The organism is Allobosea spartocytisi (assembly GCF_014764685.1).
Taxonomy (GTDB): Bacteria; Pseudomonadota; Alphaproteobacteria; order Rhizobiales; family Beijerinckiaceae; genus Allobosea; species Allobosea spartocytisi.
Genome location: NZ_JACXWY010000014.1, coordinates 117,594 through 143,149 on the forward strand (window position 1 = coordinate 117,594; position 25,556 = coordinate 143,149).

At 67.6% G+C, this 25,556-nt stretch carries 23 protein-coding genes and 1 tRNA gene; 14 read left to right on the top strand and 10 right to left on the bottom strand.

Translation table 11 applies throughout. The annotated features are described in order from the left end of the window. The first annotated feature begins 263 nt into the window (after positions 1-263). Together IED13_RS20065 and IED13_RS20070 are read left to right on the top strand one after the other, a co-directional pair. The gene (locus IED13_RS20065) at positions 264-1,289 is read left to right on the top strand and encodes an amino acid ABC transporter substrate-binding protein (protein WP_113253342.1); all 1,026 of its coding nucleotides are present in this window, start codon (positions 264-266) and stop codon (positions 1,287-1,289) included. Between the two features lie 279 nt (positions 1,290-1,568). Next, positions 1,569-1,862, top strand: coding sequence for a GYD domain-containing protein (locus tag IED13_RS20070; protein ID WP_038361058.1), 294 nt, complete (start codon positions 1,569-1,571; stop codon positions 1,860-1,862). 80 nt (positions 1,863-1,942) lie between these two features. Here IED13_RS20070 and infC read toward each other — a convergent pair whose 3' ends face one another. Together infC and IED13_RS20080 are read right to left on the bottom strand one after the other, a co-directional pair. Beyond that, positions 1,943-2,485, bottom strand: a complete 543-nt coding sequence (gene infC / locus IED13_RS20075; protein WP_038362350.1) for a translation initiation factor IF-3 — start codon at positions 2,483-2,485, stop codon at positions 1,943-1,945. A gap of 117 nt (positions 2,486-2,602) precedes the next feature. Continuing rightward, on the bottom strand, positions 2,603-3,820 hold the full coding sequence (locus tag IED13_RS20080; protein WP_191125227.1) for a glycosyltransferase family 4 protein: 1,218 nt from the start codon (positions 3,818-3,820) through the stop codon (positions 2,603-2,605). 106 nt (positions 3,821-3,926) lie between these two features. On the opposite strand from IED13_RS20080, the gene IED13_RS20085 reads away from it, so the two are divergent. Continuing rightward, positions 3,927-4,700 carry an alpha/beta hydrolase gene (locus IED13_RS20085; RefSeq protein ID WP_248312677.1) on the top strand — a complete coding sequence of 258 codons (774 nt, stop codon included), beginning with the start codon at positions 3,927-3,929 and terminating at the stop codon, positions 4,698-4,700. A gap of 16 nt (positions 4,701-4,716) precedes the next feature. Here IED13_RS20085 and IED13_RS20090 read toward each other — a convergent pair whose 3' ends face one another. Next, entirely contained in the window at positions 4,717-4,983 is a 267-nt protein-coding gene (locus IED13_RS20090; RefSeq protein WP_038361053.1) for a BQ00720 family protein, read from the bottom strand. A gap of 110 nt (positions 4,984-5,093) precedes the next feature. After that, on the bottom strand, positions 5,094-5,522 hold the full coding sequence (locus IED13_RS20095; protein ID WP_038362345.1) for an Hsp20 family protein: 429 nt from the start codon (positions 5,520-5,522) through the stop codon (positions 5,094-5,096). 322 nt (positions 5,523-5,844) lie between these two features. On the opposite strand from IED13_RS20095, the gene IED13_RS20100 reads away from it, so the two are divergent. Next, positions 5,845-6,681, top strand: coding sequence for an alpha/beta fold hydrolase (locus IED13_RS20100; RefSeq protein WP_191125229.1), 837 nt, complete (start codon positions 5,845-5,847; stop codon positions 6,679-6,681). Positions 6,682-6,747: 66 nt separating this feature from the next. On the opposite strand, the gene IED13_RS20105 is transcribed toward IED13_RS20100, so the two are convergent. Both IED13_RS20105 and IED13_RS20110 read right to left on the bottom strand, forming a co-directional pair. Then, complete coding sequence (locus IED13_RS20105; RefSeq protein WP_113253337.1) at positions 6,748-7,413, bottom strand: GntR family transcriptional regulator; 666 nt, start codon at positions 7,411-7,413, stop codon at positions 6,748-6,750. Then, a complete protein-coding gene (locus IED13_RS20110; protein ID WP_318652293.1) occupies positions 7,410-8,933 on the bottom strand; it encodes a flagellar biosynthesis protein FlgA in 1,524 nt (507 codons plus the stop codon). The genes IED13_RS20105 and IED13_RS20110 overlap by 4 nt, the downstream gene beginning before the upstream one ends. Positions 8,934-9,135: 202 nt before the next feature. On the opposite strand from IED13_RS20110, the gene IED13_RS20115 reads away from it, so the two are divergent. From IED13_RS20115 to IED13_RS20130, 4 genes are all read left to right on the top strand, one after another. Further along, on the top strand, positions 9,136-10,128 hold the full coding sequence (locus IED13_RS20115; RefSeq protein WP_112763517.1) for a 4-hydroxythreonine-4-phosphate dehydrogenase PdxA: 993 nt from the start codon (positions 9,136-9,138) through the stop codon (positions 10,126-10,128). Between the two features lie 69 nt (positions 10,129-10,197). Beyond that, positions 10,198-11,190, top strand: coding sequence for a Bug family tripartite tricarboxylate transporter substrate binding protein (locus IED13_RS20120; protein ID WP_191125230.1), 993 nt, complete (start codon positions 10,198-10,200; stop codon positions 11,188-11,190). 147 nt (positions 11,191-11,337) lie between these two features. Beyond that, positions 11,338-11,826, top strand: coding sequence for a tripartite tricarboxylate transporter TctB family protein (locus IED13_RS20125; protein WP_113253335.1), 489 nt, complete (start codon positions 11,338-11,340; stop codon positions 11,824-11,826). A gap of 33 nt (positions 11,827-11,859) precedes the next feature. Beyond that, entirely contained in the window at positions 11,860-13,371 is a 1,512-nt protein-coding gene (locus IED13_RS20130) for a tripartite tricarboxylate transporter permease (protein WP_038361036.1), read from the top strand. A gap of 250 nt (positions 13,372-13,621) precedes the next feature. Here the strand turns inward: IED13_RS20130 and IED13_RS20135 are convergent. The 3 genes from IED13_RS20135 to IED13_RS20145 form a co-directional block, all read right to left on the bottom strand. Beyond that, a tRNA-His gene (locus IED13_RS20135) sits at positions 13,622-13,698 on the bottom strand. A 162-nt stretch (positions 13,699-13,860) separates the two neighbouring features. Next, on the bottom strand, positions 13,861-14,829 hold the full coding sequence (locus tag IED13_RS20140) for a phasin family protein (RefSeq protein ID WP_191125231.1): 969 nt from the start codon (positions 14,827-14,829) through the stop codon (positions 13,861-13,863). Between the two features lie 98 nt (positions 14,830-14,927). After that, positions 14,928-15,323, bottom strand: a complete 396-nt coding sequence (locus tag IED13_RS20145) for a phasin (protein ID WP_038361033.1) — start codon at positions 15,321-15,323, stop codon at positions 14,928-14,930. A gap of 220 nt (positions 15,324-15,543) precedes the next feature. Between IED13_RS20145 and IED13_RS28595 the strand changes: the two genes are divergently transcribed. Continuing rightward, positions 15,544-18,546, top strand: coding sequence for an ATP-binding protein (locus tag IED13_RS28595; protein WP_210323695.1), 3,003 nt, complete (start codon positions 15,544-15,546; stop codon positions 18,544-18,546). A gap of 124 nt (positions 18,547-18,670) precedes the next feature. Next, complete coding sequence (locus IED13_RS20155; protein ID WP_191125232.1) at positions 18,671-20,389, top strand: GGDEF domain-containing protein; 1,719 nt, start codon at positions 18,671-18,673, stop codon at positions 20,387-20,389. A gap of 13 nt (positions 20,390-20,402) precedes the next feature. Here IED13_RS20155 and mgtE read toward each other — a convergent pair whose 3' ends face one another. Beyond that, positions 20,403-21,770 carry a magnesium transporter gene (gene mgtE, locus IED13_RS20160; protein WP_038361028.1) on the bottom strand — a complete coding sequence of 456 codons (1,368 nt, stop codon included), beginning with the start codon at positions 21,768-21,770 and terminating at the stop codon, positions 20,403-20,405. 333 nt (positions 21,771-22,103) lie between these two features. Here mgtE and IED13_RS20165 point away from each other — a divergent pair, with 333 nt between their 5' ends. From IED13_RS20165 to IED13_RS20180, 4 genes are all read left to right on the top strand, one after another. Next, entirely contained in the window at positions 22,104-22,766 is a 663-nt protein-coding gene (locus tag IED13_RS20165; protein ID WP_112763274.1) for a glutathione S-transferase family protein, read from the top strand. 231 nt (positions 22,767-22,997) lie between these two features. Continuing rightward, positions 22,998-23,921: a DMT family transporter gene (locus tag IED13_RS20170; RefSeq protein WP_248312678.1), complete on the top strand. Its 924-nt coding sequence runs from the start codon at positions 22,998-23,000 to the stop codon at positions 23,919-23,921. Between the two features lie 126 nt (positions 23,922-24,047). After that, positions 24,048-25,016 (top strand): LysR family transcriptional regulator, encoded by a 969-nt coding sequence (locus tag IED13_RS20175; RefSeq protein ID WP_051987702.1) that lies wholly within the window; start codon positions 24,048-24,050, stop codon positions 25,014-25,016. An 18-nt stretch (positions 25,017-25,034) separates the two neighbouring features. After that, entirely contained in the window at positions 25,035-25,553 is a 519-nt protein-coding gene (locus IED13_RS20180; RefSeq protein WP_191125233.1) for a tripartite tricarboxylate transporter TctB family protein, read from the top strand. Positions 25,554-25,556: the final 3 nt, after the last annotated feature.

Genomic DNA, 25,556 nt, shown 5'->3' on the forward strand with positions numbered 1-25,556 from the left:
CAGGAAGCAAAGCACGATCGCCACGGCAGCCCTTATCAGCCGGGCGATCGAAGGCCGCGCGTATCGCAGAAAAGAAGCCGGCTGGCAAGCGAAAAGCCGGCTTCTGGGGAAAACCGCGGGCAAAGCCCCGCCGAAACAGCGCGTGGCACACCCGGAGCGGCGCGCCGCGATTTGGCGGGAGAACCTTACGGAAACCGGCTTCACACCTCCGTCAAAAAAGTGGCAGGTTGGCCCGCGGCCCTCGCCCAACCCGGAGATCCACCGTGAAACGCTTCCTGCTCAGCCTGGCCGCAGGCCTGGCCCTGACGGCCACGGCCGCCGCCCCTTCCCTCGCCCAGTCGACGCTCGAGAAGATCAAGGCGCGCGGCAACATCATCTGCGGCACCAGCGAGGGCGTGCCGGGCTTCTCGCTGCAGGACAAAAACGGAATCTGGGTCGGCTTCGACACCGATGTCTGCCGCGCGCTCGCGGCGGCGATCTTCAACGACCCGAACAAGGCGAGCTATCTCTCGCTGTCGAGCAAGAACCGCCTCGTCGCGCTGCAGGCCGGCGAGATCGACGTGCTCGCCCGCACCACCACCTGGTCGCTCGGCCGCGACATCGGCCAGGGTGTCAGCTTCACCACGGTCAACTATTACGACGGCCAGGGCTTCATCGTCCGAAAGAAGCTCGGCGTGAACACCGTCAAGGATCTCAACGGCGCCTCGGTCTGCGTCGCGCAGGGCACGACCACGGAGCTGAACCTCGCCGATTACGGCCGCACCCACGGCATCAAGTTCGAGACCGTGGCGTTCGGCACGCTGGAAGACACGGTCCAGGCCTATGAGGCCGGCCGCTGCGACGCCTACACCACCGATCTCTCGGCGCTTGCCGGCACGCGCGGCAGGCTGAAGGACCCTGACGAGCATGTGCTGCTGCAGGAGGTCATCTCCAAGGAGCCGCTCGGTCCCTGGGTGCGCAAGAACGACCCCGCCTGGTTCGACCTGGTGCGCTGGACCGTCATCGCCACGATCAATGCCGAGGAGCTGGGCGTGACGCAGGCCAATGTCGAGGAACTGGCCAAGACCTCGCAGAACCCGGAAGTGCGCCGCATGCTCGGCGCCGAGGGCAAGTTCGGCGAAAGTCTCGGCCTGACCAATGATTGGGTCGTGCGCATCGTCAAGGCGGTCGGCAATTACGGCGAGAGCTTCGACCGGCATTTCGGCCCCAAGAGCAGCAACCCGCTGCCGCGCGGCGTCAACAAGCTGTGGACGCAGGGCGGCCTGCAATACGGCCCGCCGATCCGCTGAGCGGCGAGCGCGCGAAAGCGGCGGCCGGATCGCCCTCCTAGTCCTGTCGGACGCGGAAGGGTGATCCGGCTCTTGCTTCGATCGCGTTTTCTTCGCGCAGGCCGGTGCCCGCTTCGCCCGAATATGCCCGGGCGCGGCGAAGCCGGTTCCGCTCCCCCCGGCTGATGCGGTAAGATGGCGGCCGAGGTCCGGCGACAGCCCATGATCGACACGGCGGCGGTATCGAGCCGCCGCCCATGCTTCCGAAGGACAGGCCGGGCCGCTTCAGGGAGTAGCCCGATGACAACCTACATCATGCTGGCGAATTGGACCGACCAGGGCGCGCGCAACCTCACAGCGTCGCCGAGCCGGCTCGATGCGGCCAAACAGGCGCTCGCCGAGATGGGCGGCGCGTTCAAGGCATTCTTCATGACCATGGGTCGATACGACATGGTCATCGTCTGCGAGGCGCCGGATGACGCCGTGCAGGCTCGCTTCTGCCTGCAGCTCGCCATGCTGGGCAATATCCGAACCGAGACGCTCAAGGCGTTTCCGGAAGGAGCCTATCGCGAGATCATCCGCTCGGTGAGCTGACGCAAAAACCCTGAGGGCGCCCCAGAACGAAAAAGCGCGCCCGAAGGCGCGCTCTTTCCGGAAACCGGTTGGGCCCGCGCTTATCGCGGCGCGAGCACCATGACCATCTGGCGGCCTTCGAGCTGCCAGTCGCTCTCGACCTTGGCGATTTCGACGAGATCGGCCTTGACGCGCTCCAGCACCTTCACGCCGAGGTCCTGATGCGCCATCTCACGGCCGCGGAAGCGCAGGGTGACCTTCACCTTGTCGCCTTCCTCGAAGAAGCCGTGCATGGCCTTCATCTTCACGTCGTAATCGTGCTTGTCGATGCCGGGCCGGAGCTTGATCTCCTTGATCTCGATGGTGCGCTGCTTCTTGCGCGCCTCCGCGGCCTTCTTCTGCTCAAGAAAGCGGAAGCGGCCGTAGTCGAGGATCTTGCAGACGGGCGGAACGGAGTTCGGGGCGATCTCGACCAGGTCGAGACCGGCATCCTCGGCGAGCTTCAGCGCATCGAAAAACGAGACCACGCCGCGATTGGCGCCGGTATCGTCGATGAGTTGGACTTCGCGAACTCCGCGGATGTCGCGGTTCGAGCGGGGACCTTCCTTGGTCGGGGTCGGGGCAGCGCGGTACGGACGACGAATGGGGTATTCTCCTGTATTTGGCGCGGCTCGCGCCGTTGATTCAGACACATTGCATAAAGACGCGCGTTGTCAATGCATGACGAAGCTGCGTCAGGCATCTCCTGCCGCAGAAGTCGGTCAGCGCCCCAGCAACGCGCAATAGACGTCGAGGGTTTCCGCGACCATCGCCTCCAGCGAGAAATGCCGCTCGACATGGACGCGGGCGCGCCGCGCCAGAGCCTCCCGCGCCGACGGGCGCAGATCGAGCGCCTCGCGCAAGCCAGCCGCCAGAGCGGCGGCATCGTCCGGCGGAACATGCCAGCCGGTGCGCTCGGGCGGCGTGACCTGCGGCGGGGCGAGCACCGTCTCGGGCACGGCACCGAGATCGGAGACGACGACGGGCGTGCCCATCGCCTGCGCCTCGACCGCGACGCGGCCGAACGCCTCCGCGCTTGTCGAGGGCACCGCCACGACCGCCGCCGAAAGCATCGCCGCCGGCATGTCGCTGCAATGGCCGACACGTGTCACGCGACCTTCCAGCCCGGCCTTGGCGATCAGGCCGTCAAGCTCCTTGACGTAGTTGTCGCGACCCTGGGCATCGCCGGCGAGGATGAAGGCGGTGTCGGTATCGCCGCCGTCGCGCATGATGCGGGCGGCTTCGATCAAAACGCGCTGGCCCTTCCAGCCGGTCAAGCGGCCGGGCAGCAGCACGATGCGCTGATGCGGCTCGACCCCCCAGGCCTTGCGCAGGGCCTGCACCCTGTCGGCGCTGACGGCGGCGGGCGCGAAGGCCGAGAAATTCGTGCCGCGGTTGACGACCCGCACCTTGTCGCGCGCAACCGGGTGCTTGTCCAGGATCAGCCCGGCCGTATAGGCGGAGTTCGCGATGACGACATCGCCGCGCGCCATCACCGAATTGTAGAGCGTCTTCACGGTGGAACGGCTGTTATAGGAGCCGTGATAGGTGGTGACGAAGGGCAGCTTCAGGATCTTCGCGGCGGCGAGCGCGACCCAGGCCGGCGCCCGCGAGCGGGCATGGATGAGCTCGACCTCCTCCTCACGGCAAAGCTCGACCAGCTTGCGCACATTGAGCGCCATCGCGACCGGGTTCTTCGATGCGGCTGGGAAAGGCAGCCAGACGCCGCCCTTGGCCTGAAGCTCGGCGACGAGGCGCCCGCCCTCGGTCGCGACCAGCGCGCGGGCGCCGACATCGGTCAGACCCTTGGCGATGTCGACGGCGGTACGCTCGGCCCCGCCGGCTTCGAGTTCCGGAATGATCTGCAGGATCGTGCGCCCGGCGAGCGGATGGGTCTCGGTCGAAGGCAGCGAAAGATGGGCACCCGGCTTGAAGGACATGCGCTCTTGATCTGGACTTTCATTCGTGCGGGCGAATATGCCCCTATCGGACGGTCGCCGCACCCATAATCGCCGCGGCACCGCGATTCGTCACAGGAGATTTGCCTTGGAGCGTCAGCCCCCGCAATGGCTCGAGGTCGGTAAAGGCTCAAGCCGTCGCCTCGCCTTCCTCCTGCAAGAGGGCGAAGGGGCACCGGTCGTCTGGCTCGGCGGCTTCCGCTCCGACATGCGCGCGACCAAGGCGGAGGCGCTCGCCGACTGGGCTCGCGCGAGCGGCCGGGCCTGCCTGCGCTTCGACTATGGCGGGCATGGCGAAAGCGACGGCGATTTCGGCGACTTCACCCTGTCGGACTGGCTCGGCGACGCCCTCGCCATGATCGAAAGCCAGTGTCGGCAGCGGCCGATCCTCGTCGGCTCCTCGATGGGTGGCTGGATCGCGCTGCTCGCGGCCCGCCGGTTGCTCGGCACGGCGCTCCAGCCCGCAGGTCTGGTGCTGATCGCTCCGGCCGTCGATTTCTCCGAGGAACTGATGTGGGCGCAGATGCCCGATTCGATCCGCCGGACGATCCTCGACGAGGGCGTCTGGCTGCGTCCGTCCGAGTATTCACCCGAACCGACGCCGATCACCCGGGCCCTGATCGAGGATGGCCGCCGGCATCTCATGTTCGGCGGCGAGATCAAGGCCGGTTGCCCGGTCCATATCCTGCAGGGAATGCGCGACCCGGACGTGCCCTGGCTGCAGGCGCTCAAGCTGGTGGAACATCTGAGCGGCGACCCGGTGGTGCTGACACTGGTCAAGGACGGCGATCACCGCCTCTCGTCACCCGCCGACATCGCCCGGTTGCAGGCAGCGGTCGCCGGGGTGGCGACCGCCTCCTGAATTCAGCCAGCCGGCGTCAGTGGACGCTGACCATCTTGAGGTCATGCTCCCAGGCATTGGCCGTGGCGGCCTCGCGCGTATCGGTCACGAGGATCGGTGCCCCGTCGGCCGACAGCAGCGTATAGAGCTTGAGGCCGGACTCGATCTTCGGGGCCTGCGGGAAGATCCGCATCAGCTCGTCCGAAGTCATCGGCTTGACGTAGGCGACCTCACCTGTTCCGAGTGCCGCGAATTCAGCGGGGGTCAGCGGGTTGCTCTGGATCAAAATCCTGTCCTGTTTCATCGCGCCCTCCTTCAGAGCAGTGCGAATGCGGTTTCGATACTGCGCCTTCAATTATGAACAGATGCGTAAACCGCTGACGCACCCTTCAAAATCGGACGAACCCTCGTCCTCTACTCGCGGCTCACGATATCGATACGCCTGACGAGCCTCTCTGGTTCCGGTCTGGCCAGATCAATCGCGAGCAGACCGTTCGACAAATCCGCGCCGAGCACATGCATGCCATCAGCCAGCAGGAAGCTGCGCTGGAACTGGCGCGCCGCGATGCCACGGTGCAGGAACTGCCGGTTCTTGTCGTCGCCCTGGCGGCCGCGGATCGTGAGCTGGTTTTCCTCCAGCGTGATCTCAAGCTGCTCGCGCGCGAAGCCGGCGACCGCCAGCGTGATGCGCAGGCGATCCGGCTCCTCCTCCGTCCGGGGCAACCGCTCGATGTTATAGGGCGGATATCCCTCGCTGGCGCCTTTGGCGACGCGATCCAGCGCGCGCTCGATATCATCGAAACCGAGCAGGAACGGATGGGACAGACTAGGCGTACGCGTCATACAGAAGCCCTCGAAAGGCGCCTCATCAATCATCGGAACCCGCCACTGGCAGCATCCCGCGGGCGAAAGGCGAACCCTTCCGCTTGCGCTAGATATGGCGAAGAGCCGCCGCGGCTTCAAGGGGAGCCGGCGAAGCACAAGGCAGCGGCCAATACGCCTCTTGCCTTACCCGGCGCATGCGCTTTTATCGGCGGGCGCCATCGCGGCGCGCGGCTTCGCATCGCGAATGACAACCTGACACAAACTCAGGGTGAAATGCAGCGAGCCGCGACATCGGCATCAATTCTGCAGGGACTTTGTCAGGCAAAAGAGGACGACCGACATGCCATTCGTAACGACCAGGGACAATGTCGAGATCTTCTACAAGGACTGGGGGCCGAAGGACGCCCAGCCGATCATGTTCCACCATGGCTGGCCGCTGAGCAGCGACGACTGGGACGCGCAGATGCTGTTCTTCCTGGCGAAGGGCTATCGCGTCGTCGCCAGCGACCGGCGCGGCCATGGCCGCTCGGCCCAAATCTGGGACGGCCATGACATGGATCGTTACGCCGCCGACGCCTCGGCCGTCGTCGAGCATCTCGACCTGAGAAACTCCGTCCATATCGGCCACTCGACCGGCGGCGGGCAGGTCGCCCGCTATGTCGCGAAGTTCGGCGAACCGCAGGGCCGGGTCGCCAAGGCGGTTCTCGTCAGCGCCGTGCCGCCTCTCATGGTCAAGACCGAGAAGAACCCGGGCGGCCTGCCGATCGAGGTCTTCGACGGCTTCCGCAAGGCGCTCGCCGACAACCGCGCGCAGTTCTTCCTCGATGTCCCGACCGGGCCGTTCTACGGCTACAACCGGCCGGGCGCGAAGGTCGACGAGGGCGTGATCAGGAATTGGTGGCGCCAGGGCATGATGGGCAGCGCCAAGGCCCATTACGACGGCATCAAGGCCTTCTCGGAGACCGACCAGAGCGGGGATCTGAAGGCGATCGGCGTGCCGACTCTCGTGCTGCATGGCGACGATGATCAGATCGTGCCGATCGGCGCCTCGGCGCATGAATCGATCAAGCTGCTGAAAAACGGCACGCTCAAGGTCTATCCGGGCTATCCGCACGGCATGCTCACCACCCATGCCGAGGTGCTGAACGCCGATCTGCTCGCCTTCGTGCAGAGCTGAGTTCGCTTAAACGGCTCCGTTCCCGCGCCGGCCGTTCGACAGCGGGCGCGGGAACTCAAGCCGATCTCAGAGCACGTCCCGGACGCGCCTGAGCGTCGATTCCATATGCTTGCCGATCGCCTCCGAGAGCGCGTCCGCGTCGCGCTTCAACAGGGCCGCCATCATCTCGTCGTGCTCGGCGACGGCGCCGGCCCATTTCTCCGGCCCCTCATTGCCGATAAAGCGCAGCCGCTTGATCCGCGACTGCAGCGTGCCGTGCATCTCGACCAGCACCTGATTGCCGGAGGCCGCGACCATGGCCGTATGGATCGCCTGGTTGAGCTTGAAATATTCGAGCCGTTCACGCGTCGCATAGAGCTCCAGCATGCGCCTGTGCAAGGCGTGGATCGCCTCGATGGTCGCATCCGGGGCCTGTTCGCAGGCGATGCGGCCACCGAGCTGCTCCAGCGCCTTCAGCACCTCGAGCACCTGATAGAGATCCTGCGCCGAGAATTTGCGGACCACGGCGCCCTTGGCCGGCAGGATCTCGACGAGCCCCTCGCTGGCGAGCGTCTTGATCGCTTCGCGCAAGGGGGTGCGCGAGACGCCGAGCTGTGCGCCGACCTGCCCCTCATTGATGCGCTGGCCGGGCTCGAGCCGGCCCTCGATGATCATGTCGCGGAGGCGCTCCAGCACCTCGTCGTGCAGCGTGCGGCGGGTGATGCGGGGATAATCGCTCGCTGCATCGCTCATCGTGTCGCCATCGTTTCCAAACTATCGGCGTTTACGCCATGGGCGCCCTGCCCTGTCAAACCGCTCCCGGCCAGATCATCGGCGAAGAGCGCATCCTGGCGATGGCGCGTCGCGAGCAAGGTCGAATCCGGCGCAATCTCGACATCGCCCAGCCGGATCGCCTCGCCGGCCGTCACATCGCGCAGCAGCCTGCGGTCGGCGACGAGGTAGAACGGGGCGGGACGGTCCTCGGCCAGCGCCGCGGCCGGACGGACTTCCGCACCGATGCCGGCAATGCTGTGATGATGGCCGCCCATGGCCAGGACCGTGCCGGCCGCCAGATCCCGCTCGGCGACGGCGACGAGGTCCTGCCGGGGCCGGTAGTCGTCGCCATAGCCCGAGCGGCCGAGCCCGGCGGTATCGAGAATGCTGGTCGCAACCTCGACGCCCAGCAGATGGCGTGGCAGGTACAGCATCGCCGTCCTGCCATCGCGGGAGAGGACATGGCCCTTGCCGGCCAGCATCTCCCAGGTTTCGGCGTTCTCGCAGCGCACGACGACGAAGACGCCGCCGGCGAAGCTCGCCTCCTCCGCCAGACGCAGATGATGGAACACGTCGATCCGGCGCGCGCCCCTGAGCAGGCCGCCTTGGGCCCGTGCCGTGAACAGATCGGCAATCTCGGGAATGCGCGCCGGCGGCGCGTGGAAGCCGGCGCGGTCGGCCACGAGGTCGGTCGCGTTGGCGACGAGCGTCATCTCGCAGAGATCGGGCACGGCGCGCAGCGGAAAGGCGCCGCCGAGGATGCGCGCGCGCTCGGCCGCAACGGCCGTGACCGAGCGCGAACCCGGCAGCCAATGCGCGGAAAGCTCCGGCAGCTGCTTCGTCACGCCGTTGCAGGTGACGTTGCCGGACGCCGGATCGAAGACGAAGTCGTACTCGCTCGACTTGCCGGCGGCGACGATCTCAAGACCGAGGACCTCCGCCCAGGTGACGAGGGCGATCAGCAGGCTCGGCTGGTCGCCATCGACCGGCGTGACCAGCACGCCCTTGTCCTTCGCCAGCCGCGCGAGGCCGGGGCCGACCACGCTGTCGGCCTCCTTCGAGACGAGCGCGACGTGGCGGCGGGCTTCGATCGCCATCAGCGCATGGCGCGTCGCGCCCTCGGGCGAGCCGGTCGCCTCCACCAGCAAGGCGAAAGGCAGATCGATCACCGTCTCCAGCCGCCCCGCCGCGACGCAGCGCCCAGCCTCCCAGGCCGCGCGCGCCTCGGCCGCCGTTTCACACAGGGCGACCTCGGAGGCGGCATAGCCTGCCGCCACAAAGGCCCGGCCAGCCGCCTCGGCCGTCATATCCACTGCGATGCGGGCCTCGATCAGGCGCGTGCGCCGCGCCTGCGCCAGATAGCTGCGCCCGAAGCCGCCGCTGCCGACCAGGCAGGTCGCGACCGGCTGCCGGATGCCGGCGTAATGGGCGTGGAAATTCATCGTCTCGCTCTCCCTGTCGGCGGCGCGCTCCCGGTGTTCGGGCGCCGCTTCGCTCATTCTCATGTGCTGCTGTTATACTGCATACAGCATACTTGAGGAGTCGGGCGAGCTGTGTTAGCGAATTCGGCAACGAACGACATCAAGAGGGAACGCGCAGCCGGATCAGGGCGAATTGCCCTTGCGAATCGACGCGCGCCCCGCAGGAGGATCAGCGGTGGACAGCTCCGAGAACGGCAAGAAGCCGGTCATCGCGGTGGCGATGGGCGATCCTTCGGGCATCAGTCCCGAATTGCTGGCGCGCCTGCTGCGCGAGCCCGATCTGCGCGACGCGGCCCGTTACGTCATCTTCGGTGACAAGCGCCTGCTCGATCTCGGCGCCGCCGATGCCGGGCTCGACCCCGATGTGCAGATCGCCGCCTCGGAAGACGCCCTGCCCGCGAAGGCCGACAAGCCGGTCTTCATCGACCTCGCCAATCACGACCCCGCCGATCTTCAGCGCGGCAAGGCGACGCTTGCGGGCGGCAAGGCGGCGACCGAGAATTTCCGCCGGGCGCTACGCTTCGCCGCCTCCGGCAAGGCCGACGCCGTGTTCTTCACGCCGTTCAACAAGGCAGCCATGCGCTTCGCCTATCCCGGCTATGACGACGAGATCCGCTTCGTGCGCGACGCCATCGGCTTCGAGGGGCCTGCGAGCGAGTTCAATGTCCTCGACACGCTGTGGAATGCGCGCGTCACCTCGCATATTCCGCTCTCGGCGGTGGCCGAGAACATCACTCAGGAGCGCATCCTGCGGGCACTGGCGCTGGCGGATGCCAATCTGCGGGCAGCCGGCTTCGATCCGCCGCGCATCGCGGTGGCCGGCATCAACCCCCATGCCGGCGACGGCGGCAATTTCGGCCGCGACGAGATCGAGACGATCGAGCCGGCGGTCAAGGCGGCCAAGGCCAAGGGCTTCACGGTCGAGGGGCCGTTCCCGTCGGACACCGTCTTCCTGCGCGCGAAGAACGGCGATTTCGACGCGGTGCTGACGATGTATCACGACCAGGGCCAGATCGCGATGAAGCTGATGGGCTTCGACCGCGGCGTCACGCTGATCGGCGGCTTCCCCTTCCCGATCTGTACCCCGGCCCATGGCACGGCCTATGAGATCGCCGGCAAGGGCATCGCCAATCTCGGCGCCTCGCGCGCCGCCCTGTCGCTGGCCATCAAGATGGCCAAGGACGGAAAGGAGCCCGGCCGCGCAGCGGCCTGAACCGGTTTCTCAATACCCAAGCGGCCGCAAGAGCCGCGCATAACCAGACATCCCAGGGAGACGAAACAGATGAAGCAATTCGCACTCACCGCGGCGCTCACCGCCGCCTTCGCGCTCGGCGGGGGCGCCACGGCGCAGGCCTGGCAGCCGACCGGCCCGATCGAGTTCGTCGTGACCTCCGGCCCCGGCGGCGGAACCGACAATTTCGCGCGCGTCATCCAGTCGATCATCAGCAAGCACAAGCTGGTCGAGCAGTCGATCGTGGTGGTCAACAAGGGCGGCGGCTCCGGCGCCGAAGGCTATCTCCAGGGCAAGGCCGGCAAGGGCGACGCCCACAAGGTGATCTTCGGCACCAACAACGCCTACCTGCTGCCCTATGTCGCCAAGCTCGCCTTCAGCAAGTCCGACATGACCCCGGTCGCGGCGCTGGCGCTCGACGAGTTCCTGCTCTGGGTCAACGGCAATGCGCCCTATAACGACGCCAAGAGCTATATCGACGCGGTCAAGGCCAAGCCCGGCTTCAAGATGGCGGGCAGCCAGTCGAAGGATACCGACCAGACGCTGACCGTCATGATCCAGGAGGCGACCGGCGCCAAATGGATCTATGTGCCGTTCCAGGGCGGCAGCGCGGCGGCCACGCAGCTCGCCGGCGGCCATGTCGATTCCAACACCAACAACCCCAATGAGAATGTCGGCCAGTGGAAGGCCGGGCAGGTCAAGCCGCTCTGCGTGTTCTCGCCGGTGCGCCTCGCCAAGAGCGAGCCGGTCTTTGGCGGCAAGGGCTGGGGCGACATCCCGACCTGCAAGGAATCCGGCATTCCGATCGAGAGCTTCCAGATGCCGCGCACCGTCTGGCTGCCGGCCGGCGTGCCCGCGGACGCCGTGAAATTCTACGAGGGCGTGCTGGAGAAGGTCAGCCAGACCCCGGAATGGCAGGAATTCGTGACCCGCACCGCGCAGACGGCGCGCTTCATGAAGGGCCAGGAACTCGCCGATTTCGTCGCCAAGGACGAGGCCGCGAACAAGAAGGTGTTCGAGGCCGAGGGCTGGGTGGTGAAATAGGGCTGCCGCGGCAGCCCCCCCTCATCCCGGCCGCAGCGAAGCGTCGCGCCGGGATCCATCGTGGCGGTCGACGCCCTTCGATGGATCCCGGGTCAAGCCCGGGATGACGCCTGATCGAAACCTGCCTGATCCGAGAAGGGAAATCCCATGGTCACCCGCCTCTGGGCCGAGACCGTCGTCGCGCTGTTCACGCTCGCCTATGGGCTGACGATCGTCTGGGGCGCGCTCGAATTCGGCATCGGCTGGGACACCTCCGGCCCCGAGGCCGGCGCCTTTCCGTTCTATACCGGCATGCTGGTTGCGCTCGGCAGCCTCGCCACCCTCGCCCTGACCTGGGGCAAGCGGCTCTCGGGACGAGACATGCTGGCCGAGGTCGTGCTCGACGGCGAGCGCATCCACCGCGTCGCCAGCTTCTTCCTGCCCATCCTCGGCTTCGTGATCCTGTGCGCGACGCTCGGCATGTATGTCGCGACCGTCGTCTATCTCGTCTTCACGATGCGCTTCCAGGGCGGCTTCGGCTGGCTGCGCACGCTGACCGTCGCCATCGGCTCGGCCGTGTTCTTCTACCTGGCGCTCGAACGCTTCTTCCACATTCCGCTGATGAAGGGCCCGCTAGAGGCCGCGCTCGGGCTTTGACCCGGACCGAAACCCGGAAGGGAGCTCCGGCTCATGGATAACGTCGCCTCGCTGATGCACGGCTTCTCCGTCGCGATCAGCTTCCACCACATTGCCCTGATGATCGCAGGCGTGCTGCTCGGCATCCTGGTCGGCGTGCTGCCCGGGCTGGGCGCGCCCAACGGCGTCTCCCTGATGCTGCCCCTGACCTTCTCGATGGACCCGGTCTCGGCGATCATCCTGCTGACCTCGCTCTACTGGGGGGCGCTGTTCGGCGGCTCGACCACCTCGATCCTGTTCAACATCCCGGGCGAGCCCTCTTCCGTGGCCACGACCTTCGACGGCCATCCGATGGCCAAGCAGGGCAAGGCGACCGAGGCACTTTCCCTCGCCTTTCTCTCCGCCGGCTTCGGCGCGCTGGCCGGCGTGATCCTGATCACCGTGCTGTCGAGCTGGGTCGCCGGTTTTGCGCTGCGCTTCTCCTCGCCGGAATTCTTCGCGGTCTATTTCATCACCTTCGCCAGCTTCATCGGCCTCGGTGGCGCCTCTCCCTTCAAGACGATCGTGGCGATGTGCGTCGGCTTCTCGCTGGCTTCGATCGGCATGGACACCGTCTCGGGCAGCGTGCGCCTGACCTTTGGCTTCGACGTGCTGCTGGCCGGGGTGAGCTTCCTGATCGCGGTGATCGGGCTGTTCGGCGTCGGCGAATTGCTGCTCACGATGGAGGACGGGCTGAGCTTCCGCGGCATCGCCGCGAAGGTGCGACTCGGCGACGTGCTGCGCACGGCGGCGAAGCTGCCGCGCTACTGGCTCGCCTTGCTGCGCTCGGCCGCCATCGGCATCTGGATGGGCATCACGCCGGGTGGACCGACCGCCGCCTCGTTCCTGAGCTATGCGATGGCCAAGCGCTCCTCGCGCAACCCGGAGAAGTTCGGCAAGGGCGAGCCGGAGGGCGTGATCTCGCCCGAGACGGCCGACCACGCGGCCGGCTCGGCCGCGATGCTGCCGATGCTGGCGCTCGGCATTCCCGGCTCGGCGACGGCGGCGGTGATGATGGGCGGGCTGATGATCTGGGGCCTCAACCCCGGCCCGACGCTCTTCACCGACCGGCCGGACTTCGTCTGGGGGCTGATCGCCTCGATGTATCTCGGCAACATCGTCGCGGTCATCACCGTGCTGGCGACGGTGCCGCTCTTCGCCTCGATCCTGCGCATCCCGTTCTCGATCATCGGGCCGCTGATCATCGTGGTGTGCTTCATCGGCGCCTATACGGTCGCCGGCAAGCCCTTCGACCTGTGGATCGCGCTTGCCTTCGGCATCGTCGGATACGCCTTCAAGAAGCTCGACTACCCGATCGCGCCGATGATCCTGGCCATGGTGATCGGCGACAAGGCCGAGGACGCCTTCCGCCAGTCGATGATCTTCAGCCAGGGCTCGCTCTCGATCTTCTGGTCGAACGCGCTGGTCTCGACGCTGATGGGGATCGGCCTCATGCTCCTGTTCATGCCGCTGATCGGCGCCACCATCCGGCGCATGCGCGGCCAGGCGGTGTCACGCACCGCATAGGCCTCCCCCTCCCGGAGGAGGCCCCGGCGGGAAGCCCTGCGCCATCCGCTGAGCCGTTCCGTTCCAAGACCCGGAACGGACGATCGAGCTGGCGCGCGAACGCTGCTGCCGGCATGGGACAGAGCTGGCCAGAAAGGCCTCATCGTTCGGGACGAGCCGCTCCGAATCCGGCGCTCACGGCCGATTCGCCGTGAGCCGTCCGGGACGTCTCGTCACCGACGGCGCAACCTATCGATTGTCCTGAAGAAGATGGTACAGCCACCCCGGCTTGAACGGGGGACCTCTAGATCCACAATCTAGCGCTCTAACCAACTGAGCTATGGCTGCCCATGACTGTTCGACCCGGCGCCGCAGCGGGGTCTCCAGCGGCGCGGAACCTAGTGCCGACGCCGCGCTTTTGCAACCGCGTAATTCAACTTCGCCAACGAAAAACCGACGCCGCAGCCGGCCGCCGTCGCGGCAGGCCGGTCAGAGCCGCGATCCGCACCTTCAGTCCTTGCGCAAAGCCGCGTTGGCGATGCGCGCAAGCTCCTTCAGGTGCTCGGCATAGGATTCGTAGCTGCGGCGGACCGCCTTCGCCTGAAGCGTGATCGCCTCGGAAGCGCTTTCGGTGCGCGCCATCTTTTCGGCGTCGCCCAGCGTCGCCTTCAGCTCAGCGCAGGCATGGTCGAGCACCTTCGCCTGCAACGCGCCGAAGGCCCGGGCCATGGTAAGGGCCTGGCTCATCACCGTCTCGGCCGTGACCGCGGCGAATTCCGGCGGGCGCGGCAGCGGCAGCGAATCCAGCGCGACGGGCTTCACAGGGGCCTTGGGAGCGGCAGCGGGCGCCTGCGGCGCGGCGGCGGCCGGCACAGGCTTGAGCGGCACCTCCACCTTCGCAGCCGGCTTCGGCTGCTCGACAGGCTTGGCGGCAACGGGCTTGAGCTGGGCCGGCTTGAACGGGGCAGGCTTGGCCTCGACAGCTTTCGGTACCGGCGCGGCAGCCATCGGCTTCTTCGGCGCGACGATCTTCGTCACGGGCTTCTCGATCCGCAGCTTGGCCGAAGCCACCTTCCTGGGCGACTTGCCGGGCGCCTTCGCCGGCGCCGGCTTGGTGGCGGTTGCCGGAGTGGCGATCACAGCTTTTGCCGCCGGGGCGGAAGGAACAGCCTTCACGGCCACTGGCGCCGGCTGTATCGGCGCAGGCGCCGCCGCAACCGGAGAAACGGGCTTGGCCGCCAGGGCTGCCGGCGCGGGCTTCGAGGCGATCGGAGAAGCAGGCTTGGCCGGCTGTACCGGAGAAGGAGTCACGGCGACCGGAGGAACCGGCTTTGCAGCCACGGCTACCGGCACGGGCTGCGGGGCAGCGGGTGCGGGCGGCGCGGCTTTCGCCTCGGCCGGTGCCGAGGACAAGGCTTTGACGGGAGGCAGGCTGACCGGAGCTCTGGCGGTGGTCCGGGTCGGAGGCGGCTTGGCCATCACGGCTCTCCTTCAACGGCTGGCAGGCAGAAGCCGGGCACCCTGCCCGGCTGGTCGCGCGTCGGAGCCGCCGCCGAAACGGCAGCCTTCAAAAGGGCTCAGCGGCCCTTGGTGGCCTTGCTGACGCTTTCGGCCGCCTTGGTGGCGACGTCCTGGGCGGCAGCGCCCATTTCCTTGAGCTGGCTCTGGAGGGTCGCCATCTGCGCCTTCAGGAAATCGGACTGGTGCTGCATCACCTCGGTCAGATCCTTCGACTTCACCAGCTTCTGGGCGAGTTCGAAAGCCGCCGCGACGTTGTTCTCGGCGTAGGAGATCGCCTTGCGCGTCGCTTCCTGGGTGTTGACGCGGGCGTTTTCGGCCGAGCCATGCGCGCTATCCACAGCCTTCTGCGCGGCGCCGATGAAGCCGTCGAAAGCCTTGCGCGCCTGCTCTACGCTGCGTTCCGCGAAGTCGCGCATCTCTGCCGGTATCTCGTAGGGAAGCTTGCCGTCCATGGGGATCCTCCTGTTACAACCGAACCTCTAATTCATTGTGCACTGCAATATCATTGTTGCCGTGCGATGACAACGACGCGACAGCAGCTGCGCCCGGCTACGTTAACGCTGTTTGGAAGAGAAGCGGGAGAGCAATCTTTGGTTCCATGGATTCGCCGACGTTTGGAAGCTATTAAAGATTTGTTAGCCATAAAGAGTCGGATCGAACGAGCGGACCAGGATGAGCGAAGCCGGACAGGACTGGGCGCGATGGGGCGTGGCGGCGGGTGAAGACCCCGCGCTCACGGCCTTTGCCGCCGGCGGCGCGCTGATCCTGTGGGATGCCGCGGCCGAACGGCCGGGCTTCATCAATCCCGCGGGACAAGCCCTGCTCGGTGCCACCCCTTCGGCGGTGTCGCTGCCGGCACCGACGCGCCAGCGTCTTTTCCTGCTCGCGGGCGGCCTCGCCTCGACCGCCGGCATCCGGCTGGAGCGGCTGCGATTGACCGCCAGCTTCGCGGCTTTTCCCGTCACCTGCGGCTGCAAACTGCTGACATTGGCCGATGCCGGCACCGTCCTCGCCATCGCCATTCCGGCCTCCGAACTGCGCCGCCTCGGCGTGGCCGTGCCGCCGCCGGCGAATGCGCATCCCGCTTCCCTTCCCTCGCTCGTTTCTGCGCCTGCCTCCGTTGCGCCCTCCGCCGAGCCCGCTCCTGCGCGTCCGGCCACGGTTCGCTTCCTCTGGCAGAGCGACGCGGATGGGCGGCTGACCAAGCTGTCCGGGGACATTGCAACCCTGACCGGCCCAGCCGCCGCCGCGCAGCTGGTCGGCCAACGCTGGGACGATCTGGCCGGCAGCCATTTCATCGACCGCAGCGGCGCGCTGCGGGAACGCCTCGCCACGCAGGCGACCTGGAGCGGCCATACCGTCCTGTGGCGGAGCGAGACGCCGGGCGAGGCCGTGCCGGTCGAGCTTTCCGGCGTGCCCGTGCTCGGCACCAACAGACAGTTCGCCGGGTTCCGCGGCTTCGGCATCGCCCGATTGAACGCGCCGGAGCCGTTCCCGGTGAGCGAAGAGCCGGTAGCGCAGGACGATGCCGTCGAGGCCGATCCGACTCCCGAGGACGGAGCAGCCACGATCGGGGCACCCACGGCGCGGGATGGCTCCTTCCCCGAAGAGCCATTGCCTGCCGCCGACACGGACGCAATCGCGGCCGGCGAAACGGATTCTCATCCGGAGCCCGCCTCCGATGCCAAGCCGGCACGGGAAGAGCCCGCATCGGCACGGCATCACGAAGCCGATTCCACCGACGCCCCGTCGCCCGTCTCCCAGCAGCCGGAGCCCGCCCAGCCGGATATCGCCGCGGAAGAGCCGAAGGTCCAACCCGCCGACCGCCGCGACGCGCCCGAGGAGCCGGCATCGCCCGTCGTCGCGCCGGCCGCCAACATCGTGCCGTTGCGCAACGGACAGCACGCGGCGATCCGGCCTGTCCTCGAGCCGTCCAAGGCCCATCTCAGCTCGGCCGAGCGCAATGCCTTCCGCGAGATCGCCAAGGCGCTCGGCGCGCGGCTCGCCGACGATGAGACCAACGATGTCCCGCGCCTGCCGCCGGTCGCGCCGCTGCGGGTGAAGGAGGCCGAAGCGGAAGCGCCCGCTCCTGCCGCCCCCCTGGCGTCCGAGCCGGCGATCACCCCCGCGCGCCAGCGCAACTCCCACGCCGAGGTGCTCGACCGGCTGCCGGTGGCCGTGCTGGTCAATCGCGGCGAAGACGCGCTCTATGCCAACCGCACCCTGCTCGACCTGCTGGACTACGCCGATCTCGCCGACCTGAAGGCCGGCGGCGTCAGCCGGCTGATCAAGGAGGCCTCGCGCAGCGGCGGCGGGGCGATGACCCTGATCGACCGGACCGGCCACCTGGTCGGCGTCGATGCGGTGCTCTCCAGCGTGAACTGGCTCGACGCGCCGGCGACGTTGATGGCCTTCCGCCACCCCGACAGCGGCGGCGGCGAAGCGCCGGTGATGACGCCGGAGGAGGCCGAGGAAGCCGAGCTCGCGGCCGAATTCGCCGCCGAGGAAGCCGAATCGGCCGCGCGCGTCGAGGCGCTCAGGCTCGATGCCGAGGCGCGCGACGGCCGCATCGCCGAGCTCACCGCCATGCTCGACACCGCAACCGACGGCGTGGTCACCGTCGACGATCGCGGCCGCATCCTCTCGCTCAACAAGGCGGCCGAGGCGCTGTTCGGCTACGACCAGCGCGAAGTGACGGGCGAGCTGTTCACGCTGCTGTTCTCGGCCGAGAGCCATGCGCCGGCGCTCGACTATCTCGAAGGGCTGAAAGGCGGCGGCGTCGCCTCGGTGCTCAACGATGGGCGCGAGGTCGTCGGCCGGGTGCGGCAGGGCGGCAAGATCCCGCTCTTCATGACCATGGGCCAGATCGCGCATGGCGCCGAGCCGCGCTTCTGCGCGGTGCTGCGCGACATCACCGCCTGGAAGAAGACCGAGGGCGAGCTCGTCGATGCACGCAAGGCGGCGGAGATGGCGAGCGCGCAGAAATCGGACGTGCTCGCCAAGATCAGCCATGAGATCAGGACGCCGCTCAACGCCATCATCGGCTTCGCCGAGGTGATGGCCGAGGAGCGCTTCGGGCCGATCGCCAATGAGCGCTACAAGGAATATCTGCGCGACATCCACCAGTCGGGCGGCTACGTCATCAGCCTGGTCAACGACCTGCTCGACCTCGCCAAGATCGAGGCCGGCAAGCTCGATCTCGACTTCGTCAGCGTCAACCTGAACGAGATCGCGCTTTCGACCGTAGCCCTGCTCCAGCCGGAAGCGCAGCGCGGGCGGGTGGTGCTGCGCTCGGGCCTCTCGCCGAAGCTGCCGCCGGTCGTCGCCGACGAACGCTCGATCCGCCAGATCGCGATCAACCTGCTCTCCAACGCGGTGAAGTTCACCGATGCCGGCGGGCAGGTCATCATCTCGACCGCGCTCGGCGATCAGGGCGAGGCGATCCTCAGGGTCCGCGATACCGGCATCGGCATGGACGACGACGAATTGAAGCTCGCGCTCGAGCCCTTCCGGCAGGTGCCGACGACGCGCCGCGCCGGCGGCACGGGGCTCGGCCTGCCGCTGACCAAGGCGCTGGTCGAGGCCAACCGCGCTGCGATGTCGATCACCAGCGTCAAGAAGGAAGGCACGCTCGTCGAGATCACCTTCCCGCCGCAGCGCGTGCTGGCGAGCTAAGCGGCCCGGCAGGCCGAAAATCGCCTGCTCGCCACATTTTTACCGCATTCGACCGGGCTTTAGCGCGAACTGCCGCAGCGGCAGTCTTGCCACGTCGCGAGCAGCTTTCCCCGAGTCACGACCGATGCGTTTCTCCGGCCTGCGTGGCACGGCGCTCAACCCGTATTTCCTGGGTGCCGTGGCGATCATCCTGCTCTGCTCGGCGGGGCTGGGGACCAATGTCCTGTCCGGCTATTACCGGACCTTCCACAACAGCGAACTCGGCCTCGCCCGGCTGATCGCCTTCCGCGCGGTGCTCGATGCGGCGAACCGCGTGTCGGTCGAACGCCGGCCGACCAATGCCGCGCTCGGCCGGATCACCGTCGGCGATGGCGCGCGGGCGGGCGGCTTCGCGCTCGCTCGTCAGGCGACTGACGCGGCCCTTGCCGGGCTCGCCTCCTCTCCGGCGTTCTCAGCTTCGGTCGCGGACTTGCAGGACCAGCTTCGTCGAACCCGTGCCGATGTCGATGCGCTTCTCGACCGGCCTCAGCCGGAACGCGCCCCTGCGGCCGTCGAACGGGCGATTCAGGGCATGTTCGCCACCTACGACCTGACGCAGCCCCTCCTGGACACGGCGATGACCGCGCTGCTGAAGGACGATTCGAATCTGGTCGGCAGGGCCATGACGGCGCGCATGATCGGCGAGCTGCGCGACTATGCCGGCCGGCTCGGCTCCTACATCGTGATCGTGATCGCCCAGGGTCGCCCGATGACGCCCGAACAACGCGCCGCCTTCGAGGCGACCCGGGGGCGCGTCTGGCAGCTCTGGGAGAACATCCAGCAGCAGATCGTCACCAGCGGCACGGAGCAGGTGGTGCGGGCCAGCCAGGACACCGCCCATGCCTTCATCCGGGACGGTTTGCTGCTGATCGATTCGACGCGGGCGCAGCTCGATGCCGGCCAAGCGGACCTCACCACGGCAAGCTTCACGCGCATGATCGTGCCCAGCTTCAAGCCGATCGAAGAGCTGCGCGAAGCCTATCTCGCGATGACGATCCGCGAGCTGGAGACGCGCCGCGACGTTGCCGAAGAAGCTCTTCTCTACGCCTCGGCCGCGACCGGGCTGGCCCTGACGGTCGAGCTGCTGCTCCTGCTCGCCGGACAGCACCTGTTCTTCCGCCCGCTGCTGCTGGCTCGCCAAGAGGTCATCCGTCTCGCCGAAGGACGGCTGGAGCCGGCCGTCGCCGGCCCCGGGCTGCGCGGCGAGATGCGCGGACTGTTCGATGCCCTCGTCACCCTTCGCGCCAAGCTGATCGAGCGCGACCGGCTGGACGAGGAGCGCGCGCGGCTCGAACAGCAGCTCAGGCGACAGGCCGATACCGACGGGCTGACCGACGTCCTCAACCGCGGCGCGCTCGAAAGGCTGGTCCCGCAACTGGCGAGCGCGGCGGCTCCGGTCGCGCTGATCCTGCTCGATCTCGACCATTTCAAGGGCGTCAACGACCGCTACGGGCACGCGGCCGGCGACGCCGTGCTGCGCAGCACGGCGCAACGCCTGCGTGGCGCGCTGCGCGAGGAGGACGTGCTGGCCCGCTTCGGCGGCGAGGAATTCGCGATCATCGTCACCGGACAATCGCCCGAAACGATCGCCTCTGTCGCCGAGCGGCTGCGACAGATCGTGGCCAGCGAGCCGTTCGTCTTGCCGGACGGGGGCCTGATCGCCCTGACCGCCAGCCTCGGCACCGCGATGACGGCGGCCCGCCCGGCCATCTGGCTCGACCTCCTGCGGGCCGCGGACATGGCGCTCTATGCGGCCAAGCAGCGGGGGCGGAACCGCGTCGTCGCCAGCGGCGACGACGCCTGACGAAACGGTCCGGTCAGAGCAAGGTCCCGCTCAGGATCAGCGCCGCCACGCCGAAATAGATGACGAGGCCGGTGACGTCGACCAGCGTCGCCACCAGCGGCGCCGAGGCGCTGGCCGGGTCGAAGCCGGCCCGCTTCAGCAGGAAGGGCAGCATCGAGCCCATCATCGAGCCGAAGGTGACGATGCCGATCAGCGCGCCGCCGACCGTCGCCGCGATCAGCATCCAATGCGGCCCGTAATCGTAGAAGCCGAGCCATTGCCAGAGCGCGATGCGGACGATGCCGATCGCGCCGAGGATCGAGCCCAGCACGAGGCCCGAGGGCAACTCCCGCAGGATGACCCGCCACCAGTCCTTCAGCGTGATCTCGCGCAGCGCCAGCGCCCGGATGATCAGCGAGGTCGCCTGCGAGCCGGAATTGCCGCCCGAGCTCATGATCAGCGGGATGAACAGCGTCAGCACGATCGCCTTCTCCAGCTCCGTCTGGAAGAACTGCATGGCCGAGGCGGTCAGCATCTCGCCGAGCAGCAGGATCGAGAGCCAGCCGGCTCGCTTGCGGATCATCGCGAGGAAGCCGATCTCGTTATAGGGCTCGTCGAGCGCCTCCATGCCGCCGAGCTTCTGCACGTCTTCCGTCGTCTCCGCGATCATCGCGTCGATGACGTCGTCGAAGGTGACGATGCCGATGATGCGGTCTTCGGCATCGACGACGGGGACCGAGAGCAGGTCGTATTTCGTGATCAGCCGCGCGACATCCTCGCGATCGACCTCAGGCGTCACAGTGATGGGCTTGTGCGCCGGCACGACCGACTCGACGGGCGCTGCAGGGTCGCCGCTGATCAGCCGCCGCAGCGAGACGGCGCGGACGAGCTTCTTCGTCGCCGGATCGAGCACGTAGATCGCATAGACGGTCTCGCGCGAGCGCTCGACGCGGCGGATGTAGTCGAGCGTCTGCTGCACCGTCCAGGTCGACGGCACGCTGACGAACTCGGTCGTCATGATCGAGCCGGCGCTGTGCTCGGGATAGGCCAGCAGCTTGCCGAGATCGGTGCGGGTCTGGCGGTCGAGGCGCGCGCTCAGGCGCTGCCGGGTCTCGTCGTCGAAGTCCTGGAAGACGTCGGCGGCGCGGTCGGCCGACATGGCCGTAAGGAAGGCCCCGGCACGGTCCTCCGGCAGCAATGCCAGCGCCTCGGCGGCGTCGGCCAGCTCCGGCTGGTCGAGCACCTCCACGGCGCGCTCGAACGGCAATTCCTGCAGGATATGCGCGATGGTCGCGCTGTCCTGCTCGTTGAGCGTCTCGACGATGTCGGCGACATGCTCTTCCGCCAGAGTCCTGGCGACGACGACCGACAGCAGGTCGGGGGCGAGTTCGATCTCGTTCATGGCTCTTATTCCTGGCGATCGGCCGTCGGCACCGATCGCAAGGCTGAGCCGGGGACCCGGATCAGCCGCGCGAGGCGGCAGCAGACGGCTTCGACTGTCGACTGGGACTGTCGTCGGGCATCGGGTCTGGTTGTCCTGTGAGTGCCGGCTGCGGGAGCCGGCGACGGCTGGCCACATGCACCCGCAACGCCTCGTCGTCAAACGTTTTTTTGGCGATGCAGCATCGATCTCGGGCCTTGGTCGGGAGGGGGGCGGCGACTATGGTGGCCGGGACGGAATCGGCGGCCAGCCGCCGCTGCCGCCGCACTCTTCTCCGACGCCGGACCCCATGCGATGACCCTGACGATCTATGGCTGCTACCGCTCGCGCGCGACGCGCGTCATCTGGCTCGCCAACGAGCTCGGACTGCCGTTCCGGCATGTGCCGGTCATCCAGGCCTATCGCCTCGCCGACCCGCAGGCACCCGGCGTGCCGCTGCACACACGCAGCCCCGACTTCCTGAAGGTCAATCCGAACGGCCATATCCCCAGCATCGACGATGACGGCTTCAAGCTGCACGAATCGCTGGCGATCAACCTCTACCTCGCCCGCAAGCACGGCGGGCCGCTGGCGCCGAAGGACGCGCAGGAGGAAGGGCTCGCCGTCATGTGGGCGCTCTGGGCGGCGACCGAATGCGAGACGCATGCGCTCAGCCTGCAGCAGCACCTCGCCGCTTTCCCGCCCGAGAAGCGCAAACCTGAGGTGGTCGAAGCGGCGCTCGCGACGCTGGCCGCCCCCTTCGCCGTGCTCGACCGCACGCTGGTCGAGGGCAAGGGCCATGTCATGGGCGGGCGGTTCACCGTCGCCGACATCAACGTCGCCGAGGTCATCCGCTATGCGAGGCCCGCCACGCAGCTCTTCGACGCCCATCCGAACGTGAAGGCCTGGCTCGAGGCCTGCCAGGCGCGGCCGGCTTTCCAGGCGATGTGGCAGGCGCGCGACGCCGAAGCCGCCTGAACAAAGGCCCGAACACAGGAAACGGGTGGAGCGGACGGCGGCATCCGCCTAGACCGAGCCACCTTTGACGGAAGCGCACCGTCATTCCGGGCCTGACCCGGAATCCATCGTCGAGCGCTGCGTTCTACGATGGATTCCGGATCGGCGCCGCTATGCGGCCTGTCCGGAATGACGGCGGATTTCCGGCGAGGCCAGGCGCCGTGCCCAGTTCCTCCTAACCACAGGCCTCCCATGTCCGCCCCATCCAAGCAGCCCGTCATGGATCTCGGCGACTGGCTGCTGCTGATCCTGCTCTCGCTGCTCTGGGGCGGGTCGTTCTTCTTCGGGAAGATCGCCGTCTCGGAATGGCCACCGCTGGCGGTGGTGCTCGCGCGGGTCGGGCTGGCGGCGGCCACATTGCTGCTGGTCGTCAGGCTGTCGGGACTGTCGATGCGCGTCGGCGGGCGGATGTGGCTCGCCTTCTTCGGCATGGGGCTGCTCAACAATCTGATTCCGTTCGGGCTGATCTTCTGGGGCCAGACCCAGATCGCCAGTGGGCTGGCCTCGATCCTCAACGCCACAACCCCGCTCTTCGGCGTCGTCGTCGCCCATGTCTTCGGGCAGGACGAGAAGGCGAGCGGCCTGAAGATCGCCGGGGTCGCCGCCGGCATCGTCGGCGTCGCGATCCTGATGGGCCCCGACGCGGTTGGCGGCGTCTCGGGAGCGCTGCTGCCCCAGCTCGCCTGCCTTGCCGCCGCGCTCTCCTATGGTTTCGCCGGTTTGTACGGCCGGCGCTTTCGCGAGCTGCCGCCGCTGGTCACGGCAACCGGACAGGTCAGCGCCACCACCGTGATGACCATTCCGCTGGTGATCGCCTTCGACCCGCCCTGGCTGCTGCCCGCTCCCAGCACCCCCGTTGTATTCTCGCTCGTCGGGCTCGCGATCCTCTCGACGGCGCTCGCCTACGTCATCTTCTTCCGGGTCATGCGCCGCGCCGGCGGCACCAATGTCATGCTGGTGACGTTCCTCGTCCCGGTCAGCGCCATTCTGCTCGGCGCGACCTTTCTCGGCGAAGCCCTGCTGCCGCGGCATTTCCTAGGAATGGCGGCCATCGCCGCCGGGCTCGCGCTGATCGACGGCAGGCTGTTCCGGGCCAGGCGCACGCGCCCGGCCTGAGACCAAAGGCTTTATTGCCAAAAAATTATGAATTGTTCTAGAGTCGACTTGTCGGCTGGAGACTATATTGGCCCGCCCTACTGACTGAGATATCGCGACAAGCGATACGGGGAACAGGGGACGACCATGGATGTACGGCAACTGCGGTGCTTCATCGCGGTGGCGGAAGAGTTGCATTTCGGTCGCGCGGCCGAGCGTCTCGGCGTGGCCCCCCCGGCCCTTTCCCGCCAGATCAGCGCGCTCGAGGACGAGCTCGGCGTCAACCTCCTGACCCGCACCACCCGGCAGGTCGCGCTCACCCGCGCCGGGCTGATCATGCTCGAAGAGGCCAAGGGCATCCTCGTCAAGATGGAGCAGGCCTCGCGCGCGGTGCGGGAAGCCTCGCTGGCGTCGGGCAAGGTGCTGCGCGTAGGCGCGATCGACGCGGCGTCGTCGAGCTTCCTGCCGGAGGCGCTGATGACCTTCCGCAAGCGTTTCCCCGGCACCGAGATCAAGTTCGTCGAGGCGATGACCGCCGCGCTGGTGCAGATGCTGGAGGCCGGCAAGCTCGACCTCGCCCTGGTGCGCCCGCCGCGCAAGCCGACCGACTGCGCCTTCGAGATCCTGCGGGTCGAGCGCCCGATCGTGGTGCTCGGCGAAGACCATCCGCTCGCGGCGCGTGACCACCTGACCATGCACGACCTCGTGGGCGAGCCCTTCGTCGTGCCCTCGAAACGCATCCGGCCTTATGCCTACGATCTCGTGATGGCCTATTTCGAGAGCGTCGGCGCCGTTCCCAACGTCACCATCGAGGCGACCGAGAAGCCGGCGATGATGTCGGCCGTCGCAGCCGGGCTCGGCATGGCGCTCGCGCCCGACTGGGTTTCGCGGCTGACCTTTCCGGGCGTGACGCTGCGGCGGCTGCGCGGCGCGATGCTCGACCCGCCGCCGCCCGGCGCGCTGGTCGGCGTCGCTTGGCGGCCGCAGCAGAAGCTGCCGTCCCGGGACGATTTTCTCGCGATCCTGCGCGAGAGCGTGACGCTGATCGAGGAGCGCCACGTCCTGCCTCACGCAACCCCGCCGAAGCCGCAAAAGCGGCCGGCCCGGATCCAATAAGCCAGCCGGAGGAGCCTCATGAGTTTGAACCAGATAGAACGGGCGCAAGGATTGCGCGTGCGCTCGACGCAGGATCTCGCCGGCGGCCTGTTCATGATCCTGCTCGCGCTGATCGCCTTCGTCTTCGCCTGGGAGCTGCCGGCCGGAACGCTGCGCCAGCTCGGCCCCGGCATGCTGCCGAAAGCCTTCGCGGTGATCTGCGGCGCCCTTGGGCTCATGCTCGTGCTGTCGTCGCTGCGCTACAATGGCGAGCAGCTGAGCGGCTGGTCCTGGAAGGGCATTTTCTACGCCCTCGGCGGGGCCTGCCTGTTCGCGCTGACCATCCGCGGCTTCGAGATCGGGCCGATCCGGATCCCGGCGCTGGGGCTGCTCGTCTCGGGACCGCTCCTCGTCTTCTTCGCAGGCCTCGCCGCGGATGACCGCAGGCTCAAGGAATTGCTGATCTTCGCCGTGGCGATGTCGGCAGCCTGCATCCTGATGTTCAAATACGCGCTGAGCCTGCCGATCCCGCTCGCGCCCTGGCTTCTGGGTGTTTGAGCG

Bases quoted from the DNA above. Each gene is read 5' to 3' on its own strand.
- IED13_RS20070 (WP_038361058.1), top strand. From the start codon at position 1,569: ATGACAACCTACATCATGCTGGCGAATTGGACCGACCAGGGCGCGCGC.
- IED13_RS20080 (WP_191125227.1), bottom strand. From the start codon at position 3,820: ATGTCCTTCAAGCCGGGTGCCCATCTTTCGCTGCCTTCGACCGAGACC.
- IED13_RS20090 (WP_038361053.1), bottom strand. From the start codon at position 4,983: ATGAAACAGGACAGGATTTTGATCCAGAGCAACCCGCTGACCCCCGCT.
- IED13_RS20095 (WP_038362345.1), bottom strand. From the start codon at position 5,522: ATGACGCGTACGCCTAGTCTGTCCCATCCGTTCCTGCTCGGTTTCGAT.
- IED13_RS20100 (WP_191125229.1), top strand. From the start codon at position 5,845: ATGCCATTCGTAACGACCAGGGACAATGTCGAGATCTTCTACAAGGAC.
- IED13_RS20105 (WP_113253337.1), bottom strand. From the start codon at position 7,413: ATGAGCGATGCAGCGAGCGATTATCCCCGCATCACCCGCCGCACGCTG.
- IED13_RS20110 (WP_318652293.1), bottom strand. From the start codon at position 8,933: ATGAGCGAAGCGGCGCCCGAACACCGGGAGCGCGCCGCCGACAGGGAG.
- IED13_RS20115 (WP_112763517.1), top strand. From the start codon at position 9,136: ATGGGCGATCCTTCGGGCATCAGTCCCGAATTGCTGGCGCGCCTGCTG.
- IED13_RS20120 (WP_191125230.1), top strand. From the start codon at position 10,198: ATGAAGCAATTCGCACTCACCGCGGCGCTCACCGCCGCCTTCGCGCTC.
- IED13_RS20125 (WP_113253335.1), top strand. From the start codon at position 11,338: ATGGTCACCCGCCTCTGGGCCGAGACCGTCGTCGCGCTGTTCACGCTC.
- IED13_RS20130 (WP_038361036.1), top strand. From the start codon at position 11,860: ATGGATAACGTCGCCTCGCTGATGCACGGCTTCTCCGTCGCGATCAGC.
- IED13_RS20140 (WP_191125231.1), bottom strand. From the start codon at position 14,829: ATGGCCAAGCCGCCTCCGACCCGGACCACCGCCAGAGCTCCGGTCAGC.
- IED13_RS20145 (WP_038361033.1), bottom strand. From the start codon at position 15,323: ATGGACGGCAAGCTTCCCTACGAGATACCGGCAGAGATGCGCGACTTC.
- IED13_RS28595 (WP_210323695.1), top strand. From the start codon at position 15,544: ATGAGCGAAGCCGGACAGGACTGGGCGCGATGGGGCGTGGCGGCGGGT.
- IED13_RS20155 (WP_191125232.1), top strand. From the start codon at position 18,671: ATGCGTTTCTCCGGCCTGCGTGGCACGGCGCTCAACCCGTATTTCCTG.
- mgtE (WP_038361028.1), bottom strand. From the start codon at position 21,770: ATGAACGAGATCGAACTCGCCCCCGACCTGCTGTCGGTCGTCGTCGCC.
- IED13_RS20165 (WP_112763274.1), top strand. From the start codon at position 22,104: ATGACCCTGACGATCTATGGCTGCTACCGCTCGCGCGCGACGCGCGTC.
- IED13_RS20170 (WP_248312678.1), top strand. From the start codon at position 22,998: ATGTCCGCCCCATCCAAGCAGCCCGTCATGGATCTCGGCGACTGGCTG.
- IED13_RS20175 (WP_051987702.1), top strand. From the start codon at position 24,048: ATGGATGTACGGCAACTGCGGTGCTTCATCGCGGTGGCGGAAGAGTTG.
- IED13_RS20180 (WP_191125233.1), top strand. From the start codon at position 25,035: ATGAGTTTGAACCAGATAGAACGGGCGCAAGGATTGCGCGTGCGCTCG.